We start from the raw sequence: 18,801 nt of genomic DNA, 5'->3' as shown, positions 1-18,801 counted from the left end.
CCAAATATAAAACATTATCGAATTTCTAAATCACAATCCTTATTTAATCTTCTAAATTTATGGAATCTATTAAGCTGGTGATTAATATATTAGCAGAATCGGCTGAAATGCATAGAAATACATCTTAGGAAACCAAACAATATGAATTGGAACAGTCATTTGCTTGATCAACTTGCACAGGTAGCAGACATTAGCAACAGAAAAGAGAAGCAAAAAGTCGCAGAGAAAATTTCGCGTCGTGTCAGGGACGGAGACGTCATTGGCGTGGGCTCGGGATCAACATCTTTACTGGCGGTCCATTCGATCGCCAAAAGAGTGGCCGAAGAAAACATGAATGTAAAAGTGATTCCAACATCATTGGAAATGAATTTAGCTTGTCAGCATTTCAATTTGTCGGTTACTGATCTTATATTGCATAGGCCAGACTGGTGCTTCGATGGTGCTGATGAAGTCGATATAGATCGTAACTTAAACAAGGGTCGGGGAGGAGCGCTTTTTAAAGAGAAGCTGGTAATGAGCAGTTGTGAGGAGCGATATATCCTGATAGACTCAAGTAAAATGGTGAAAGTTTTGGGAACTAATTTCCCGATCCCTGTAGAAATAAATCCGTTGGCATTAAGCTATGTGGAATCAGGGCTGATAAAGCTGGGTTCAACTGAGGTAAAACTAAGACTGGCAGGAGGAAAAGACGGCCCTGTTTTTACGGAAAATGCCTGCTTAATTCTAGATGTTTATTTTAAAGATGTTTATAGAGATCTTGAAAGGGACATTAAGTGCATCACAGGTGTATTGGAAAGCGGCCTATTTCAATATTACAATCCAATCTTGATAACGTCCTGAATGTGATCAGCAAGTGGTAAAGTGAACCAAAAATTACTGCCATTATTTAGCTCACTTTTGGCTCCAATTTGTCCCTTGTGTTTTTTAATGATTTCTTCACAAATGTAAAGTCCCAATCCGAGACCTGTATAAAGCGAACTGGCATTGCTGACCTGGTAATAACGATCAAAAAGGTAGCGAATCTTTTCTGCAGGAATACCCGGTCCCCTATCAACGACACATACCTTCACGTAACCATCTATTTTCTTAATGTTTATTAAAATTTCTTTTGCATCTGGAGCATATTTAATTGCATTCGTAATGAAGTTTACTAGCACTTGTTCTATTCTAATCGTATCCGCAACGACATCTATGTTCCTTTCGCCGTCAATCACTATAGTATGTGCAGCTAGATCCAATTCTCCCACACAGCAGGTAATGAGGTCGAATATGTTGAACTGCTGTCGGCTGATGTTAAGTTGACCTTGGTTGGCCATACTCGCGTTGAGTAGGTCTTCAATTAGAATATTAACTCTAGCCAAGCTTTTGCTCGCTTGGGCAATAAGTTTAAAGGAGAGTTCAGAAGGAGCATTTGCCTTAATCTTGTCAAGCATTTGCAGCGAACCCTTCAAACTGGTAATGGGCGTTTTAATTTCGTGACTAGCAATACTTATAAAGTCGTCCTTGTATTGCTGTAGCAACCGAAGTTCCTGAATATCGGTAGCTGTTCCAACCCAAAGTTGGATGTCACTTTTCTCGGCCTTTACAGGCATTAGTCGGACTAAGTGCCACCTGAATATACCATCATAGCGTTTTATCCTCATCTGAAATTCTCCACCATCCTTTCCATGTAAAATGGAACTGAAACTGGTTAACCCAAGTTCCAAATCATCGGGATGGATCACTACTTCAAAGGCCTGCATATTCTTAGATGCACTATCCAGACCAGTGTAGTCATACCAACGCTGATTGTAATAATCTACCTTTCCATTCACATTGCTTGTCCATGCCATTTGCGGAATGGTTTCCATCATGCTTCTAAACCTGTTTTCACTTTCATGAAGTGCTAGAGTTCGGTTGACTACTCTGGTTTCTAACTCCTCGTTAAGGTCTAGAAGCTCAATATTTAACCTTTTCAATTCTTCGGCAATCACTAGTTTTTCCTGTCTCAATTGCGCATCGTCAATAGCCCTGCAGATCTTAGTAGGTAGCGTAAATAGATTTGCTTTTGATACATAGTCAGTCACCCCTGACTTGATCAGCTCTACTGCATTTTCTTCGCCTATAACGCCAGAGATAATGATAAAAGGAGTTAATACATGGTTGATTTGCTTGATTTGAAAAGCAGTTACTGCATCAAAAGAAGGAAGGGAGTAGTCGGACAGTATTAGATCCGGGTTATAACTTCCCAAGGCCTGTTCATAGCCTTTTCTTGTTTGAACAATGTTATGAACAAAATCAAGTCCTGACTTTTTAAGCTCGCGACAAAGTAGGTCAGCATCGCTTTGGTTATCTTCAACAATAAGAATCTTAAGTGGTTCTCTCATGAATAACTAGAGTGCCGGCTGGCTAAGGTCAATCCAATACAGCCCAATTTGTTTAACTGCTTGAAAGAAATTATCGCTATCTACAGGTTTAACGATGTAACTGTTGGCACCCATAGCAAAGCATTGTTCAATATCCGGCCCCTCATTTGAAGAAGTCAACATCACTACTGGAAGTGACTTTAGGTTTGGGTCGGCCTTAATCTTTTCCAACACCTGCAGGCCGGAGACTTTTGGCATTTTAAGATCAAGCAGTACCAGTTTTGGGAATTCCAAGGGATTCCTACCTATGTAGTTGCCACGACAGAATAGAAAATCCAATGCTTCTGCTCCATTAACAACATGGTGAAGCTTGTTATTGAATCCACTTTTATTCAGTGCGCGAATAGTTAGTGCAGCATCATCCTGACTGTCTTCAACAAATAAAATTTCAACGTTATGGTAGCTCATGATTATTCTATATTAGGGTTTGTTCTATACTGGGTAAACTAAAATAAAAGCAGGATCCATGGTCTAATTCCGATTCTGCCCATGCCAAACCATTGTGACGCTGTACAATCTTTTGTACAATGGCGAGGCCTATGCCAGTACCTTCAAATTCCTCCTGAGAATGAAGACGTTGAAAAACGCCAAAAAGTTTGTCATAGTATTGCATGTCAAAACCAGCTCCTTTATCTTTTACAAAATAAACTATCATATCGTTTTTCTGATAGGCGCCTATCTCTACAATGGTCTCCGGTTTATGTCTGGAATATTTAATGGCATTAGAAATTAGGTTTATCCAAACCTGTTTGATAAGTGACTTATCACCCATGGCAGGAGGTAGGATATTTACTACGTAATTAGGGACGTTTTCGTCCTCTTCGGTTATCTCATCCTGAACTATTTTCAGAAGTTCATTCATATCAATAGCCGAAAAGCTTACCTGCTTCCTTCCCAGTTTGGAAAATGCAAGTAGGTCATCAATTAGCTCGCCCATTTTTTTAGAATTACGTGTGATGGCTTGGAAGACCTTAAGACCTTCCGCATCAAAATTATCGATATAGTCTTCGGCGAGGATATTTGTATAACCATGAATCGCACGGATGGGTGCCCGTAGATCATGTGATACGGAGTAAGAGAATGATTCCAATTCCTTATTAACAACTTCAAGCTCCTTATTCGCAATTTCCAATTGTGAAGTTCGCTCTTTTACTTTCCTCTCTAGCTCGTCATTCAGTTTACGGATATCATCTTCCGCACTTTTGAGCTCCCGATTAGCAATAATAAGTTCTTCGGCACGCTTTTCCTTTTCTTTGTTTTGAAAAGCTAGCTCTTTGTTTGCTATGATAAGCTCCTGTGCTCTAGTTTCTTTTTCTTTGTTCTGGAATGCTAATTCTTTATTCGCGATAAGTAATTCAGCAGCGCGCTTCTCTCTTTGAAGGTTCTGTAAGGCGATTTCCTTATTGGCGAGGAAGAGTTCGTCGTTTTCTTTGTTATTCATTCTTACAGTAAAATATACCCGAGGACTTAGTAAGAACACCAGGAGTGGTTAGGGGAGTCGCACTTCCGTAGTGCTAAAGTTTAAAGCTAAGCTATTAATTTATCAAACCCGCAGAATTTCAAATAAAATCCTCCTACGGTGCTGGTTGATTTCGCCACTAAAAGGCAATTGATACTGAACAATTCCAACCACAAAAAACATTGAGCCAAATTGAATCTTGAAATTGATAAAATATTAAGTGAAAACCTTCCGGCTGTGCCATTTCCTTTACATAACTATGTATTTCTTCCAAAAAATATTTACTGGCATTTGGATTGTAACAAATTAGAGCTATGGAAAAGCATTTTTATAAAAATGAAAAAATGATAAAACCTAATGCGATGTATGACTACCTTATAGTTGGAAGTGGTCTGTTCGGCTGTGTTTTTGCCCATGAAGCAACCAAGCGTGGTAAGCGTTGTCTAGTAATTGACAAACGGGAACATGCCGGAGGGAATGTCCATTGCGATGAGATAGAAGGAATTAACGTTCATAAGTATGGGGCTCATATTTTTCACACCAACGACCGCGAAATCTGGGACTATGTTAATTCATTTGTTGAATTTAACCGATACACGAACAGCCCCCTGGCAAATTTTGAGGGGCAGCTATACAACCTACCATTCAACATGAATACTTTTTATCAACTTTGGAAGGTCAAAACACCAGAAGAAGCCAAAGCAAAAATCCAGTCACAAATAGACCAGAATAAAAGCGGTGTTCCAGCAAACCTGGAAGAGCAGGCAATATCTCTGATCGGCACAGACATTTATTATAAACTGATAAAGGGATATACAGAGAAGCAATGGGGAAGAGCGGCTATCGACTTACCTGCATTTATCATCAAACGTTTGCCTGTTCGTTATACGTATGACAACAATTATTTCGATGATAGGTATCAGGGAATCCCGATAGGCGGATATAATAAGCTTACCAATGGTTTGTTAGCGGGTATAGAGGTGAAACTTGGGGTCGACTATTTTGAAGATCGGGAACCCTTGGACAGTTTAGCCAATCAAATAGTATTTACTGGTAATATTGATCAATACTATAACTACCAATTTGGAAAGCTTGAATATCGAAGCCTAAGGTTTGAGCATACCATCTACGATCAACAAAACTACCAGGGTAATGCAGTCATCAACTACACAGAGCAGCATATCCCATACACGAGAACCATTGAACATAAGCATTTTGAATTTGGGAAACAGGACAAGACAGTTGTCACTAAAGAGTTTCCAGAAGAATGGACTCCTGAAAAGGAGCCCTATTATCCTGTGAATGACGCAAGAAATACTGAACTCTATTTAAAGTATAAGGAGCTATTAGAACAGGAAAACAATGTCATATTTGGAGGCCGTCTTGCGGAATATAAATATTACGATATGCATCAAATTATCGGTTCAGCTTTGAAGAAGGTTAAAACTCATTTTTCAGAATAATTTTTCTATTGGCCTGCAGACGGACTAACACCTTGCAAATCATCACCTCTTCCAACATTGCTTAAATTCAATGTTTTCGCAATTGCGACAGCCTTGTCATAATGGCTTTGGATTACCGATAAAGTTTTAGTAGCGAAAGCTTGTACATCAACATTGGCAATAGTTTTACCTGCGCTAAAGATTTTTATAGCCTCCGCGTGATCTGAAAGCATCATAGTAATATATTGCTGGTCGAATTTATTGTCGTTTAATTTTTTTAAATCCATGAGATGTTGCGCTTGTTCGTCAGGTAGGGATTTAGGGATAGCGATGGACAGCTTGCTTGCAAGGATAGCAACTTCCTGATTTGCTTTATCATGATCCTTTCGCATTAGCATAGCAAATTCTTTAACTGCAGGATTTTTAGATTGCGAGGCCGCCGCGGTTGCCGTCTCTATTTCCATTAATCCTCCAACTGCTGCAGCATTCAAAAATATCGTTTCATTATTTGCGTCCAATTCATGAGAGTGATCAGTGCTGTTGGCTATCGTAGAATCTCTAATTGAATCTAACGCTGTTGTATCAGCCTTTCTGTTTTTAGTTTCACTATTTGAGCAGGACTGAAACATAACAGCTGCAATAAATATAGCAGGGAATTTGAAGCTTGTTTTCATGGTTTGTTGTTTATTATTTAACAGTTAGCAGGTGGATTAGTTTGTGTGTAACTTAAAATTAATTAACTACCCATTTACCTTCTCATTTTTCCTGTTTTAAAGCTCCATAATTAATCCCTTATCTTACGTCGATGCGTAGGGGCTGCCCTTTAAGGCTCATTTAGCTTTTTTTGCAAGTACTCCTCGATTTTTTATCCGATGTGGTTAACCAAATCAGGGTTAAATATGACCTCTGTACGGAAATTATTATGCCCAGGTTTATATTAACAGTCCAGATTGAGGGATAGATTAAATTTGCTATCTGGTTCCAAAGTTTCATATGTTGTCTTTTAAAAACCTTAGCTACAATAATCTCGAGGTCGTCATGGCTTTTCGAAAAAATTCTAAGTTGTCTTCTGTTTGGGCCGACAAAATAAGCCTTGTGTATTATGCCCAGTCTCAGTACTTTTCCTCGACCGACGCAAATACTGAAACGCCGAGAGCGACAGTTCTTTCGATACGTAAACCAATGCCAATTAATCTTAAAGATAATTGGCCAAACAAATGTTCATTTAGAATCCAACATTTTTTGATTTAGTAAAAAAAGAGAAGTGTTTTTGACTGTAAAAATGTTCGACTAGTCAGACAAAGCTTAGACAAGCTCGGCCATTTACACTGAAAATTAGATAGTCATTAATAGGAGCTGTACCTTTTTATAATACTTAAAAATTAACTCTGTGAAGTGGAATCTCCAACTTAGCGGATTAGCCGCTTCTCCAATTCGCTCCAGTTCATCGGTGATATGAAACAGTTCAGCCATGCAATATACTAGGAACGCAAACAGACTTCGGCTATGAACTTATCAATTGTAATGAGATCTAGGTAAGGTAATTTAATTTGTAAAAATTCCCAGCTGTGAAGTGGGCAGAAAAGTTCTTTGACGTATTGTACTACAAGGTAGTAATGTCTTAATTAAAAGAACGCCTAAGTGCTAACGGTGAAAAACTAGTCTTTGGCTTGAACAATTTGTTGAAAGATTGGGGATACTCGAAACCAAGCTGATAAGCAATCTCACTCACTGAGAGCGTGGTGGTTGCAAGTCTTTCCTTTGCTTTTTAGATTTTTCTTCCTTAAAATGATTACTCAATATTTCTTCCAACTTTTTTAACAAACCGTTACTTACCGCCTTTCGGGTGATAAACTGTCTTTTACAGAACCGATTACTGTAGTTCAATAACAGTTCGATCTGAGAAACAATTACGTCTTGGCTGAAGTCATCTATTTTACTGTTCAGTTCTTCTTCTATATTTTTAAAGATGGTAATGATAATCTCCTTTTCTTTTTCAGATAATGCAGTGCTTTATTGGCAGCGTAAGAAAAGAAACCATATTGATTGATTCCCTTTGGTAAGGGGTAGGAGAGAAAGAAGTCTGGGCGGATCAATAAAGTGTATAGCGTAAGCACCCGGCTCTATGATCGTAACCTAGGTTCCGAAATCCTCAACTTCCAGGGCTAAACTTTCGTGAATAGCCTCGAATGCCCATTTTGATGAACAGTAGTAGTTAATTACTGGCAGCGCAACGTGTCCAAGGTTACTTGATGTACCCAGGATATGGCCGTATCCTTGTGCTATTAGCAACGTAAAGCTGCCTAAATTACCGACACGAGGCCTAATACATTGGTAACATATAGCGTTTTATCTTGTGAATACTTCCTTCTCCAATGGTTCAGGCAAGCGAGTAACCTACGTTATTTAATACAATATCAAGCCTACCAGAATGACTCTGTGCCTGATTTACTGGTTTGATCACTTGATCTGGATTCATCACGTCGAGTTCCAAGGTAAGCAAATTGAAGCCATATTTCCCCTCAAGATCCGCTATGCTGGATAAACTACGAGCCGTCGCCGCTAATATTTATCTCCGCGCTTTAACGCGGCTTCTGCCAAGATCTGTCCAAAGCCTCGCGAAGCACTAGTAATGACCCATACTTTATTAGAACCGACGGCATTTAGTGACGCGCTAGGCGCTGAGTTTTCTTGATGTACGATAATTTATGTCTTTGTTTATGGTTACAAAGCTCCGCTATCATGCCTTCGAATAAGTAGCCGTAATTCGGGAATTAGTATTTAAAATCAGATTATCCAACAAGTCGTATTCCAGAAAATTGCCACTGTTGTGAGGGATGAAAGAAGTTTCGGTATGTCTTTCTGCTGTGTCCATCAGGGGTAGCCTCAGATGCTCCACGAAGAACCATCTGACTTACCATGAACTTACCATTGTATTCTCCAATAGCTCCTTCTTCAATTACAAACCCAGGATATGGCAAATATGCGCTGCTTGTCCATTCCCAGCGTTCACCCCAATTTAAGTGATCTGACGCAACTTCCCATTCTGCCTCCGTTGGAAGTCTCTTTCCACTCCAGGATGCAAAGGCAAATGCTTCATAAAAATTAACATGGCAAACAGGGGCGTTCATTTCAATTTCACAAAGCCCTTCAGCTTTATAATACATCCATTTACCATTGATATTATGCCAGTAAAGGGGACTGATTTTATCATTTTTTTTGACCCAGTCCCAACCCTCCGCATGCCAATAACGGAAATCGGAGTAGCCTCCAGCAGTTATAAAAGCCAAATATTCAGCGTTTGTAACTAAGTTGTTTGAAATCAGATATTTATCAAGGTAGGTCTTATGTCGACCAAGCTCATTGTCGAAACAGAAGCCAAAGCCGTTGTAACCGATCTCATAAATGCCAGCTTCAAATCTAATATCACCAGTATTTACAGAATTATGGACACTGCTACGAATCGCTTTGTAGGTTGGAAATAATGGGTTATGCCCTAAAATATACTTGATATCAGATGCAAGTAATTCCTGGTGCTGCTGTTCATGCTGCAGTCCGAGTTCTAGCAATTTGGCGACCTCGGTATCGGAATCCAGCTTTTCCAAAAAGCTCAACATTTGCTCGTCTACGTATTTTCGATATTTGAAAACCTCAGATACCGTTGGTCTGCTCAGATTTCCTCTGTCGGTACGAACTACCCTTGCGCCAATGGTCTCGTAGTAGCTATTAAAAACGTAATTATATTGAGGATCAAATTCCTTATAATCTTTTTGCTTAGCTTTAAGAATAAAGGTTTCAAAAAACCAGGTGGTATGGCCAAGATGCCATTTAGGCGGACTAACATCAGCGACTGGCTGTATTACGTAATCTTCCACTTCTAAAGTTGCACAAATAGCGACGGAATGCTCCCGTACTTTTTTATATTTCTTTTTGAGGTTATTCATAATGTAGTTTACCGTCTAAGAGACTAACCAGACTGAGTCAGAAAACCATCCCTTTGGATCTAAAATGTGTTGACCAGCACTAAATCCAGCCTTAAGTGCCAATTCTTCAGTTTCCTTTAGAGAGAACTTTCTCGACACTTCCATAAAGATACATTCATCTTTTTCAAACTCGAAGTGCTCTCCGTCCAGTAAAACAGACTGCTTTTTTAAGCTAACTAAATGACTCCTGCATTCACCTGTTTTGGGATCATAGCATTGATAATGCTCAAAAGCGTTGAGATAGAAGTTTGCATCGAGTTCAATGTTGATACGGGAGAGTAGGTTGAGATTAAATGCTGATGTAACACCTTGACTATCGTTATAAGCATTTAAAATAACCTGCGGATGTTTTTTTAAATCGAACCCTATGATCAACTTATCGCCGGTATGAAGGTGCTTGTAAAGTAACTTACAAAATTCTTCCGCCGCCTTAACCTCCATGTTTCCTATATTACCTCCAAGTAGTAGCACGACTTTCCGTCTAGTTGATTTTTTGACGGCTATTGACAGCATTTCAATATAGTCTCCTTCTAAACAACTCATATCTATTTCAGGAAGCTTTCTCTTTATGCCGTCTTCCAGAACACTTAAGATATTCCCGGAGATGTCAATAGGAAGGTAGCTGAATTCAAAAGCATTACGCATCAGATGGTCTAAAAGATGAATTGATTTTGTTCCATCTCCCGCACCAAGCTCGATCAAATCAAACGGTTCGGATCCAATTGCATCAGCAATATCATTTGTTTTATTACTAAAGATGTCCATTTCACAACGGGTGAGGTAATATTCAGGAAGCGTCGTAATCTGCTGGAAAAGCTCATCTCCTTGTTTGTCATAGAAATACTTTGACTGAAGTTCTTTTGGTTTCTGAGAGAGCCCTGTTTTAACGTCATTTAAAAAATTACAAAGATCAGTAGATTGAATTTCTGCGTCCAAAAGATCTTGATTGTCTAATATTTTCATTAACAGCTATGAGTTTTAGTGCTTACCATTTTTTAATGCCTACAAATGCTTCTATTCCTTTTAACAGCTACAATTCATTTTTTGTTTCATTTCCAGTTCTGAAAAATCTTTGACTTTTCGGAGAATAAAGGAAAAGTGAAATCTAAATATGCAAGTAATATTTATCGCTGTGGATACCTGCATTCTCCCGGGGATCAAACTTGTCTAATAAAAGGAATTTTCTAAATTTAACTATATCCTCCTTATAAATTATAACTGACCTCAATATTTTCAAGATCCAGGGCATGGTTTAGGCCAGATAACTTTGAGCAGCAACTGCTTAATTAGAAATGTAGTGATCGGAAAAAACTTATGAGAAGTTTATCCCGAGGCTATTTCATTGAAGTTTTTTACGGAGTATCATAAGGCAATTTGATCGGTTTGTGTTGGATAGAGGCTTCATTTCATACGTCGAAATGGGAATCCCAACGCGTGTTATTGGGTCTATACAGGATATTTCGGAACGTGTTGAAACTAAAAAAATCTTGGAAACCCAAAATAGACGGCTTCGAGAAATCTTCTGGACACAATCTCATAAAGGACGAAGCCTCTTAGCCAATATTATTGGTCTGGTCATTCTGATTTCTAGTCACGAAAATAATACCACAGCTATAAATGAAGTGTTACCTCTGATATAGGAGTCTGCGAAAGAATTGGATTCAGTGCTAAAGAGGATGCTAAAAAAAAATCGAATAGGTACATATTTGATTTTTTATTCACCTATACTTGGGGTTGTTTTAAGTGATTTTTAACTTAGAGCTACCAAACTACTTTCAATGGATTACGCACACGAAACCCAAGTCTGTAAAAATTGTAATCACAGTTTTTTGAAGTCTTATCGTAACCGCTGCGGACAGTCTGGTGCCCATCAGATCACTTTAGTGCATGTTGGTCACGATTTAATGCATGCCTTTCTACATGCCGATAAAGGAATCTTTTCTTTTATGCTGAGAATTGTGACTGAACCTGGCGTAATGGCAAATGAATTTACACATGGTAAAAGAAAGACCTTCACTCCATAACAATACCTAATTCTGAGCTTCGGAATTATTGTAGTTTTAATGGTAAAGTCTGGGTTTCATGAAAACATGGCGAAGATGAACGAGGGAAACTATTCAAAGCTTTCAGCGGAAGCCCAAAACGCAGTAAACCAGTTCAGCCATTTGATTAAGAGATATAACAATTTGATCGCATATCTTTCTTTACCAATCTTTCCGCTTGGTGTAGTGGCTGCAGGATTTATGCCGTACTTTATTATCATTGAGCTTTTGTAAATCCTGCATTTTTAATTTCGCGTATTTTCTTTGATCAGGGTACACAATGGCTGTCGGGACTTTAAGTTTATTAGCCGCTTTAGTTTGAAACGAACTTCAGCCCGATGATTGAACCCACTAGTGTGGAAATAAATACTAATCTCCAGAACGTTGCTGGCTCATTAAAGACCGTAATTCCTATTAGCACTGTACCAACAGCACCGATCCCTGTCCAGACTGCATAAGCGGTGCCAATTGGTAACGTTTGAGTAGCCTTCCAAAGTAACGTCATACTTGCGAGTAGCGCCATAGCGAATAGGGTAAACCACCAATATTTTGCAGTTCCTGTCGCATCCTTCATTTTTCCTAAACAAAAGGTAAATGTTACCTCGAACAGACCACCTATTACTAATAAAATCCAGCTCATAGTTTTGATTTTTACCGCAAATAACAGCAAATTAAATTTATTAAGCACAGCGATGTTAAAACTAAAGGATCTGGTTGGCATCGGTACAGATTCAACGGCCTTAGGAATTAAAAGCGTTTTCATTGAAGGTTTGGTCGCTGCTCGTTCTATTACCGGATCTGTTTTTACTGTAACAAGAAAAGACGTATTTGGAATGGAGTTATATATAGATTGTGATTATTAGTAGTATTGCGTTGTGGAACCGGCAAAAAAAATAAAATACGATAAGAGGACTGGTCTTGTAAAAGCTGAAAGTTATTGTGCTTACCAGGAACGGTCTCAGCAGGAGGTGAGAAGTAAGCTTTACGATTGGGGGCTTTGGCCTAATGAGGTTGAAGAAGTCATTTCTGAGCTCATCGGGAATAATTTTTTAAATGAAGAGCGGTTCGCAAGGGCGTATGTGTCTGGGAAGTTCAGCATCAAGCATTGGGGTAAGATCAAAATAAAGCAGGGGCTAAAGCTTAAGAAGATTACAGATAAGATGATTTCTGTTGCGTTAAACACGATTGATTATGACGATTACCTTGAAACCATCCTGAAGACAGCAGAGAAAAAGCTACCTTTTATAAAAGAAAGTGATCCCTATAAAAGGAAATATAAGCTGGTGACTTATCTGATGGGTAAAGGTTTTGAAAGTGATTTAATTATAGAGGTGCTGAAATCCAATAACTTACCCTGATAGGCAATTTTTTTATTAAAAATAACTTGACAACAATATAAATCTGGTTATATTTGCATTCCCAAACCGAAAGACAAGGATTGTAAAACAAGCCTTTCGAGAAGCCGGGAACATTGGATGATGTTAAATTAAACCATGCGAAAGTAGCTCAGTTGGTAGAGCACGACCTTGCCAAGGTCGGGGTCGCGAGTTCGAATCTCGTCTTTCGCTCTTGATGTCTTCACCTATCATGAAGACATTTATTTTAAAAAGTTAACAACTGCTCAGATGGTGGAACTGGTAGACACGCAGGACTTAAAATCCTGTGACCTTAAAAGTCGTGCGGGTTCGATTCCCGCTCTGAGTACAAAAACCTCGCAAGTACCGATATACTTACGAGGTTTTTTTAATAATATTTATATACGATATTATTAAAAAAACGGATCAATGCCAAATGTTGTGGATCAGGGATTAAAAATTTAGCTTTGCGGTTTTTGCAGATTCACATTTATGGCCTCCGATACCGCATCGCTACTGAAACTATTTTTACCTGATTTTATCCTAGAGTATTTTGAATTTAAAGGTGTCATCGTGGATGATGAAACTTTTAACATCGAGCTTGAAGAAATTAATAGTCCACCATCCGAATGGGAAGGGATCAAAGTATTGTCCAAAGGCTTTTTTTCTGAGATCGTAATCCAGGATTTCCCCATTCGTGGACACAAAGTATTTCTTCATATTAGACGTCGCAGATGGCTTAATACGGAGACCTCAAAGGTAATTTACCGAAATTGGACTTTAGTAGAAAAGGGAACTCTAATGACAGGGGAATTAGCGGCTTTTTTAAAAGAGATCAATCGATACAGCCCCGAATAGTGTTGGTTCCATAAGTTCTTTCTATGGCGTAAAAGCCAAAAGCCTCCTTCGTCAGTACCGTGATTACCTTAGTGACTTTAAGAAATAGGATCAGAAGCCCCATGCAAAGAAATGGTTGTTATACCCTGACAACCTTGGCGAAAAACTTTCTATTGATGAGACCAGCCTTTCCCATGGTGAACTGTATACGATCGTCACCAACAAAACAGCAAAAGGTAAAAAAGGGGCTATTGTTGCCATTGTAGCGGCTACTAAAGCTAAAACAGTCATTGCTGTGCTACATAGGATTCCAGAAAGAGCAAGAAAAAAAGTCAAAGAAATCACTCTTGATATGGCAGGTAATATGGAGCTGATCTGCAAACGGTGTTTTCCTGAGGCAACCAGGGTAACTGATAGGTTCCATGTACAAAAACTCGCTACTGAGGCTTTGCAAGAGATGCGTATAAAGCATAGATGGGCAGCATTGGATGCAGAAAATGAAGCCATTGAACAATCCCGTAAAAATGGGACTTCCTTTCAACAAGAGACGCTTGAAAACGGCGATACCATAAAGCAATTGCTAGCCCGGAGCAGGTATGTATTATATAAAAACTCTTCCAACTGGACAGAAAGCCAGAAAACCCGTGCTGAGTTATTGTTTGAAAGGTATCCTGACCTGAAGACTGCATATGGCCTTAGCATGAGTCTTAGCCAGATTTTTAATAATACAAAAGATAAGATCTTTGGTCTGGCTAATCTTGCCAGATGGCATGAAAAGGTAAGGCAGACTGGATTTAAGGCATTCAACACCACTTCGAGGTCAATCCAAAATCACTATGAAACTATACTGAACTACTTTGACAACAGATCTACAAATGCATCAGCGGAATCTTTTAACGCAAAAACAAAGGCTTTCCGAACTCTGTTTAGGGGCGTTAAAAACGTCGAATTTTTCCTTTACAGGTTGACTCAACTTTATGCCTAAAAACAACGAAAACCATCCCTGCTCCACAACATTTGGCATTGATCCAAAAAAACCTGAAAATTGGGGATCAATAAGTGCAATTATTGGTTCTTTTAATTTGATTAGTGCACTTTAGTAGCCGCATCATAGGTACAGCAGAAGTTTTTACCGCCTATCTTGAGTAGATCATAGCCATTGAAATCAACTTTTAACATGGCATTCACTAATGTATAATTAATTCAAATTGCTGTTTCTGCCAATTATTATTCTTGACTTCGCTAAACGAAACTGGTATCATTTACAATTGTATTTGCGTTAGCAAAGCCAAAAATTTGACATGCCACCTATGAGTGAGTGTCAACGAATGATGATTTGCAACTACTGTTTTAAGCCCTTTTATGCCAATATTTTACATGGACAACCAACAATAAAAGCCCGATTAAAAAATAAACAACTTAATAACTTTAGGGGGCTCCGTAAAATCCAAGTCCCGCCTTAAATATATTGAGGTTAAGCATACAGCTAACACAATGATGAAAATAATTTTATAAAGGATCTTTTCCATGCCGTAACATTTATAAAACATAAAAAAATAAACAGGTAAGATCAGGCCAAATAGCCAAATCTTATACAGAATGAAATATTCCAGGTAACTTACCAGATGTTGTAACTGCTATTGTCAATGGTGGGAAATGCAGAATAATATCAGCCAGATAACTATAGAGGCTTAAAAAGCTTGCTCCTATGTAAACAGCAATCAGGTACTTGGCTACAATTTTCATTTCATAAGAATTAGTGCACCGTCAAGCTTTATGTTTAAATAGTTCCCTGCCGCGCACGACGACTTTCAAGCGTTGTCTTTTTAATGAAATGTGAGTATTTACCCTGTCATTCTCTTCGTGATAAAATTTGTATGCATTGATAATGTCTTTATAACTGATCACACCAGTTACCTTATTTTGTGCTACAACCGGCAATACTTCAACACTTTTCTCTGCCATTAACTTCACCGCCTTTCGTAAATTATCATTGCATTTTACTGACTGATTAGACGATTGCAGGATACTTTTCAAAGGGGCCGTACCATCCATGTCATGTTTATTAATATCTGCAGCACTTACGATCCCCGAATAATTTCCCTGATCATCAGCCACGATAAAATACTGCGTCTCGTTATTTTCAGATTTTATAATATCCCTTACCTCGCGGATCTCCAACCCGGGATTGAAAATAAGGCCGTTCGCATTACTGATTTCCGCTACTGTTAATTTACCCAGTACATCAGGTTCAAATGAATCGGGTGTCGAAACGCCACGACGAGCAATTTTCTCCGTCATTATCGTATTTTCCATTAAAAAGAAAGATACCAGGTAAGAAGCGGTACATGCGCCCAAAAGCGGCAGTAACGCATGGAATTGCCCGGTTGATTCCAAAGCGAAGGTTATACTGGTCAGATAGGCCCTGGACGCCCCTGCGAACATAGCCGACATACCGATCAGGGCTGCCATAGGTACACTGATATCGGCGTTGGGGAAAATATAAAGAATGATCGCCCCGGTCAGTGCCCCGCCTGCACCGCCAATTGTTAGTAGAGGCGCCAAGGTCCCACCTGAAGTACCGCTGCCTAAAGCAATAGCCCATGACAAAAATTTAAAAAAGAATAACCGCAGTAATAGAATGATGGCAACTGACCCGGATAAAACACTGATGATGTTGTCATATCCTACGCCCAGTGTATGCGGCGCAAAATAGCCAATAAGGCCCACTGCCAGCCCACCTAAAGCGGGCCACCACATCCAATGGACAGGAAGCTGTTCAAAAGCGTCCTCAATGAAATAAACTATCTTGGTGACGCCAATAGAAAGAAATCCTATAAACAGACCTATGCCGCTGTAAATGGCTAGCGCGCCATTAGTTGGTGTCTCTAAATTGGGCATCGGAAATACCGGCCCCGCTTCAAATAATAAATGATGCCCCGCGGCACCTGTGATGCAAGCCAGCGCAACCGGAAGTATTGATCTCGGGGAAAACTCGAAAAGCAATAGTTCTATCGCTAAGAAAACGGCGGCTATCGGTGTCCCAAAAATGGCTGACATACCCGCAGTTGCCCCGGCAGCCAAGATGATCTTCCGTTCATTGGATGTGATCTTAAATAATTGCCCGAGCGTTGACCCAAGTGCCCCGCCTGTAGCTATAATAGGGCCTTCAGCGCCAAAGGGCCCACCTGTGCCTATAGCGATTGCCGAAGATATGGGCTTTAATAAGGTGATGGAAGGTTTTATCCGGCTTTGATTGGTTAAAATCTGCTCCATGGCTTCTGGAATACCATGACCCCTTATCGCTTTTGAACCATAAAGCGCCATAAGCCCAACCAATACCCCGCCTATAGCGGGTACGATTATAACCCATAAACCCAAATGGTTGCCCGCCGGGCTATGGTAAGCTATAGCCAGGGTTCCAAAAAAGGAAAGATTGGTAACAATATTGATCAGCGTGATCAGAAATTTGGCGACTAAACTAATAGCCGCCGCTACTAGGATAGATAAGGCGGATATGCGCAATAACCTGCTTTTAGAAAAATTTGTGTTCGAACCCGGTGAATCTGTGTTTATGCCGGACAATAACAGAGAAATAGGAATACCACCTTCTTGGTGTTGATTTTTCATGATTTGTAATATCGGATGCAACGCGAAAATATTTCGGGGCAAAAGTAGGAATTATTTTAACCGATACAATTAAAATAGCTCAATTTATATTGCGTGTGCAATTTTAATTTAATAAATAAACATTATTATTGTACAATTAGCTTGCATGTGAAATTAACAGATAGCAGATCTGCTCAACTAATAATTACTGGTAGGGAAAGGATTTATTATTATTTTAGCAATTAGTTATTAAGCCTCACAATGAATTGAATGGAAAAAACTAAATATAAATGTGACCTTGATACCTGTTTTTTGTGTACAAACTGTGTTAGTGACTGGAAGCCTGCTATCGAATCGAATAAGAAAAATTATAGGGTCAAAAAAGGCCAGAATATTTTTAAAGAAGGGGACCCGGTAACGGGAATATACTTTGTATATGAAGGGATTGTCAAGGTTCACAAAAAATGGGATAATGAAAAAGAGTTAATTATCAGGTTTGCAAAAAAGGGCGACATTTTAGGTCATCTTGGCTTAGAGGGTAATTTTATTTATCCTGTGTCGGCAACAGCCCTGGATAAAGTAACCGTATGCTTCCTGCCGATGGACTTCTTTCAATCCTCATTAAATATTAACAATGGGTTTGCCATCAAGCTAATGCGTTTTTTTGCAGGTGAACTTCAAAATTCAGAAAAACAGATGCGTAATCTGGCTCATATGCCGGTAAAAGGACGTGTTGCACAGGCTGTTATTACTTTAAAAACCCAATTTGGCATAAAAGGGGATGGGGTTATTAATATAGAAGTATCGAAGCAAGACCTTGCTTCTTTTTCAGGTGCTGCTTATGAATCTTTGTTTCGTACCATTAATGATCTGGTGGCAGATAACATCATATTAGTAGCAGGGAAAAGCATATCCATAAAAGATGAAGTTAAACTGTTGCAATTGATTCAAAAAAATGAATATTAACTACATCCCATGCCATTAGGGAAAGGTAATATTATAATAACGTTTATCTATAAAGGCGATAGTTACATCATCCATACTTATGCTAATGAATATTCTAATCTGATGACCCTGATTTCTGACCGTTTGGCCATTCCTGGTTTTGGTTTATGCTGCGGTATGGGAAGCTGTGGAACCTGTATAGTGGAGATAGGCAGCCAATACACTTCTATAACGAAACCTGTTTTATCGTGCGATATTCGAGTGAATAACGAGCTATCAAATAAGCATGTCACAATCGCCGATCAGCCTTATTAAAAACGTCCGGATATTCTTCCCGTTATGTATCTGATTTAAGTCGTTGAAAGCCCAAAAAGCCTGATATCATTCACAAAATGTTTGGATATTTGTGTCGTTAGGAGTACAACGACAACTAAATGAACTTGTAAATCAAATGTTTACAACTTTTTGTTTTCTACCTCATGGCTGTGCACATTCGCACGAAAGACGGAATTATATCCTCAATTACCAAATAAAATTGGAACGCAAGTTTAGCAAATCAATCTTATGTGATGGAACTTATTGTCGGAAACCAATCAGATTCGAAATTCGTTGGTGTTCTTCAAAGATCTAGAGTATTCAATTAGTAATGGATCGATGCCAAATGTTGTGGAGCAGGGATGTTTTTTGTTGTTTTTAGGCATAAAGTTGTGTTAACCTGTAAAGG

20 protein-coding genes, 2 tRNA genes and 1 pseudogene are annotated in these 18,801 nt (G+C 39.0%); 10 read left to right on the top strand and 13 right to left on the bottom strand.

What is annotated here, in order from left to right; genetic code table 11:
- Nucleotides 1–141: 141 nt before the first annotated feature.
- Nucleotides 142–840: a ribose 5-phosphate isomerase A gene (gene rpiA / locus ACHFIZ_RS03625; RefSeq protein WP_410882956.1), complete on the top strand. Its 699-nt coding sequence runs from the start codon at nt 142–144 to the stop codon at nt 838–840.
- Here rpiA and ACHFIZ_RS03620 read toward each other — a convergent pair.
- Genes ACHFIZ_RS03620 through ACHFIZ_RS03610 form a run of 3 tightly spaced genes read right to left on the bottom strand, consistent with a single transcriptional unit; the run spans nt 813 to nt 3,846 of the window.
- Nucleotides 813–2,366: an ATP-binding protein gene (locus tag ACHFIZ_RS03620; protein ID WP_410882954.1), complete on the bottom strand. Its 1,554-nt coding sequence runs from the start codon at nt 2,364–2,366 to the stop codon at nt 813–815. The genes rpiA and ACHFIZ_RS03620 overlap by 28 nt on opposite strands.
- Before the next feature lie 6 nt (nt 2,367–2,372).
- Complete coding sequence (locus tag ACHFIZ_RS03615; RefSeq protein WP_410882952.1) at nt 2,373–2,813, bottom strand: response regulator; 441 nt, start codon at nt 2,811–2,813, stop codon at nt 2,373–2,375.
- Nucleotides 2,814–2,820: 7 nt separating this feature from the next.
- The gene (locus ACHFIZ_RS03610) at nt 2,821–3,846 is read right to left on the bottom strand and encodes an ATP-binding protein (protein WP_410882950.1); all 1,026 of its coding nucleotides are present in this window, start codon (nt 3,844–3,846) and stop codon (nt 2,821–2,823) included.
- A gap of 362 nt (nt 3,847–4,208) precedes the next feature.
- Between ACHFIZ_RS03610 and glf the strand changes: the two genes are divergently transcribed.
- A complete protein-coding gene (gene glf, locus ACHFIZ_RS03605; protein WP_410882948.1) occupies nt 4,209–5,327 on the top strand; it encodes a UDP-galactopyranose mutase in 1,119 nt (372 codons plus the stop codon).
- A gap of 5 nt (nt 5,328–5,332) precedes the next feature.
- Here glf and ACHFIZ_RS03600 read toward each other — a convergent pair whose 3' ends face one another.
- The 7 genes and pseudogenes from ACHFIZ_RS03600 to egtD all read right to left on the bottom strand — a co-directional run bounded on the left by ACHFIZ_RS03600 (nt 5,333) and on the right by egtD (nt 10,252).
- On the bottom strand, nt 5,333–5,980 hold the full coding sequence (locus tag ACHFIZ_RS03600; RefSeq protein WP_410882946.1) for a DUF4142 domain-containing protein: 648 nt from the start codon (nt 5,978–5,980) through the stop codon (nt 5,333–5,335).
- A gap of 661 nt (nt 5,981–6,641) precedes the next feature.
- Nucleotides 6,642–6,779 (bottom strand): hypothetical protein, encoded by a 138-nt coding sequence (locus ACHFIZ_RS03595; RefSeq protein ID WP_410882944.1) that lies wholly within the window; start codon nt 6,777–6,779, stop codon nt 6,642–6,644.
- Between the two features lie 148 nt (nt 6,780–6,927).
- Nucleotides 6,928–7,411 (bottom strand): annotated as a pseudogene (locus tag ACHFIZ_RS03590) (helix-turn-helix domain-containing protein); the annotation flags it as partial.
- 31 nt (nt 7,412–7,442) lie between these two features.
- A complete protein-coding gene (locus tag ACHFIZ_RS03585) occupies nt 7,443–7,598 on the bottom strand; it encodes an SDR family NAD(P)-dependent oxidoreductase (protein WP_410882942.1) in 156 nt (51 codons plus the stop codon).
- Nucleotides 7,599–7,686: 88 nt separating this feature from the next.
- A complete protein-coding gene (locus ACHFIZ_RS03580) occupies nt 7,687–7,800 on the bottom strand; it encodes a hypothetical protein (protein WP_410883509.1) in 114 nt (37 codons plus the stop codon).
- A 298-nt stretch (nt 7,801–8,098) separates the two neighbouring features.
- On the bottom strand, nt 8,099–9,250 hold the full coding sequence (gene egtB, locus ACHFIZ_RS03575) for an ergothioneine biosynthesis protein EgtB (RefSeq protein WP_410882941.1): 1,152 nt from the start codon (nt 9,248–9,250) through the stop codon (nt 8,099–8,101).
- A 15-nt stretch (nt 9,251–9,265) separates the two neighbouring features.
- Nucleotides 9,266–10,252 (bottom strand): L-histidine N(alpha)-methyltransferase, encoded by a 987-nt coding sequence (gene egtD, locus ACHFIZ_RS03570; protein WP_410882939.1) that lies wholly within the window; start codon nt 10,250–10,252, stop codon nt 9,266–9,268.
- A gap of 815 nt (nt 10,253–11,067) precedes the next feature.
- Between egtD and ACHFIZ_RS03565 the strand changes: the two genes are divergently transcribed.
- Together ACHFIZ_RS03565 and ACHFIZ_RS03560 are read left to right on the top strand one after the other, a co-directional pair.
- Nucleotides 11,068–11,313 carry a hypothetical protein gene (locus ACHFIZ_RS03565; protein WP_410882937.1) on the top strand — a complete coding sequence of 82 codons (246 nt, stop codon included), beginning with the start codon at nt 11,068–11,070 and terminating at the stop codon, nt 11,311–11,313.
- 39 nt (nt 11,314–11,352) lie between these two features.
- Nucleotides 11,353–11,565, top strand: a complete 213-nt coding sequence (locus ACHFIZ_RS03560; RefSeq protein WP_410882935.1) for a hypothetical protein — start codon at nt 11,353–11,355, stop codon at nt 11,563–11,565.
- Between the two features lie 79 nt (nt 11,566–11,644).
- On the opposite strand, the gene ACHFIZ_RS03555 is transcribed toward ACHFIZ_RS03560, so the two are convergent.
- Entirely contained in the window at nt 11,645–11,971 is a 327-nt protein-coding gene (locus tag ACHFIZ_RS03555; RefSeq protein WP_410883507.1) for a DMT family transporter, read from the bottom strand.
- A 235-nt stretch (nt 11,972–12,206) separates the two neighbouring features.
- Here ACHFIZ_RS03555 and ACHFIZ_RS03550 point away from each other — a divergent pair, with 235 nt between their 5' ends.
- From ACHFIZ_RS03550 to ACHFIZ_RS03530, 5 genes are all read left to right on the top strand, one after another.
- The gene (locus ACHFIZ_RS03550; RefSeq protein WP_410882933.1) at nt 12,207–12,689 is read left to right on the top strand and encodes a regulatory protein RecX; all 483 of its coding nucleotides are present in this window, start codon (nt 12,207–12,209) and stop codon (nt 12,687–12,689) included.
- Between the two features lie 137 nt (nt 12,690–12,826).
- Nucleotides 12,827–12,899, top strand: a tRNA-Gly gene (locus ACHFIZ_RS03545).
- Between the two features lie 51 nt (nt 12,900–12,950).
- Nucleotides 12,951–13,035, top strand: a tRNA-Leu gene (locus tag ACHFIZ_RS03540).
- Between the two features lie 143 nt (nt 13,036–13,178).
- Nucleotides 13,179–13,544: a transposase gene (locus tag ACHFIZ_RS03535; RefSeq protein ID WP_410882931.1), complete on the top strand. Its 366-nt coding sequence runs from the start codon at nt 13,179–13,181 to the stop codon at nt 13,542–13,544.
- Nucleotides 13,545–13,659: 115 nt separating this feature from the next.
- The gene (locus ACHFIZ_RS03530) at nt 13,660–14,508 is read left to right on the top strand and encodes an ISL3 family transposase (RefSeq protein WP_410882929.1); all 849 of its coding nucleotides are present in this window, start codon (nt 13,660–13,662) and stop codon (nt 14,506–14,508) included.
- A 605-nt stretch (nt 14,509–15,113) separates the two neighbouring features.
- Here the strand turns inward: ACHFIZ_RS03530 and ACHFIZ_RS03525 are convergent.
- On the bottom strand, nt 15,114–15,269 hold the full coding sequence (locus tag ACHFIZ_RS03525; RefSeq protein ID WP_410882927.1) for a hypothetical protein: 156 nt from the start codon (nt 15,267–15,269) through the stop codon (nt 15,114–15,116).
- 21 nt (nt 15,270–15,290) lie between these two features.
- On the bottom strand, nt 15,291–17,153 hold the full coding sequence (locus ACHFIZ_RS03520) for a chloride channel protein (protein WP_410882925.1): 1,863 nt from the start codon (nt 17,151–17,153) through the stop codon (nt 15,291–15,293).
- A 249-nt stretch (nt 17,154–17,402) separates the two neighbouring features.
- Between ACHFIZ_RS03520 and ACHFIZ_RS03515 the strand changes: the two genes are divergently transcribed.
- Complete coding sequence (locus tag ACHFIZ_RS03515) at nt 17,403–18,098, top strand: Crp/Fnr family transcriptional regulator (protein WP_410882923.1); 696 nt, start codon at nt 17,403–17,405, stop codon at nt 18,096–18,098.
- Nucleotides 18,099–18,801: the final 703 nt, after the last annotated feature.

It is taken from the genome of Pedobacter sp. JCM 36344, from assembly GCF_046546555.1.
Lineage (GTDB): Bacteria > Bacteroidota > Bacteroidia > Sphingobacteriales > Sphingobacteriaceae > Pedobacter.
The sequence above is the reverse complement of the archived record's forward strand: the minus strand, read 5'-3'. Positions and strand labels throughout refer to the sequence as shown.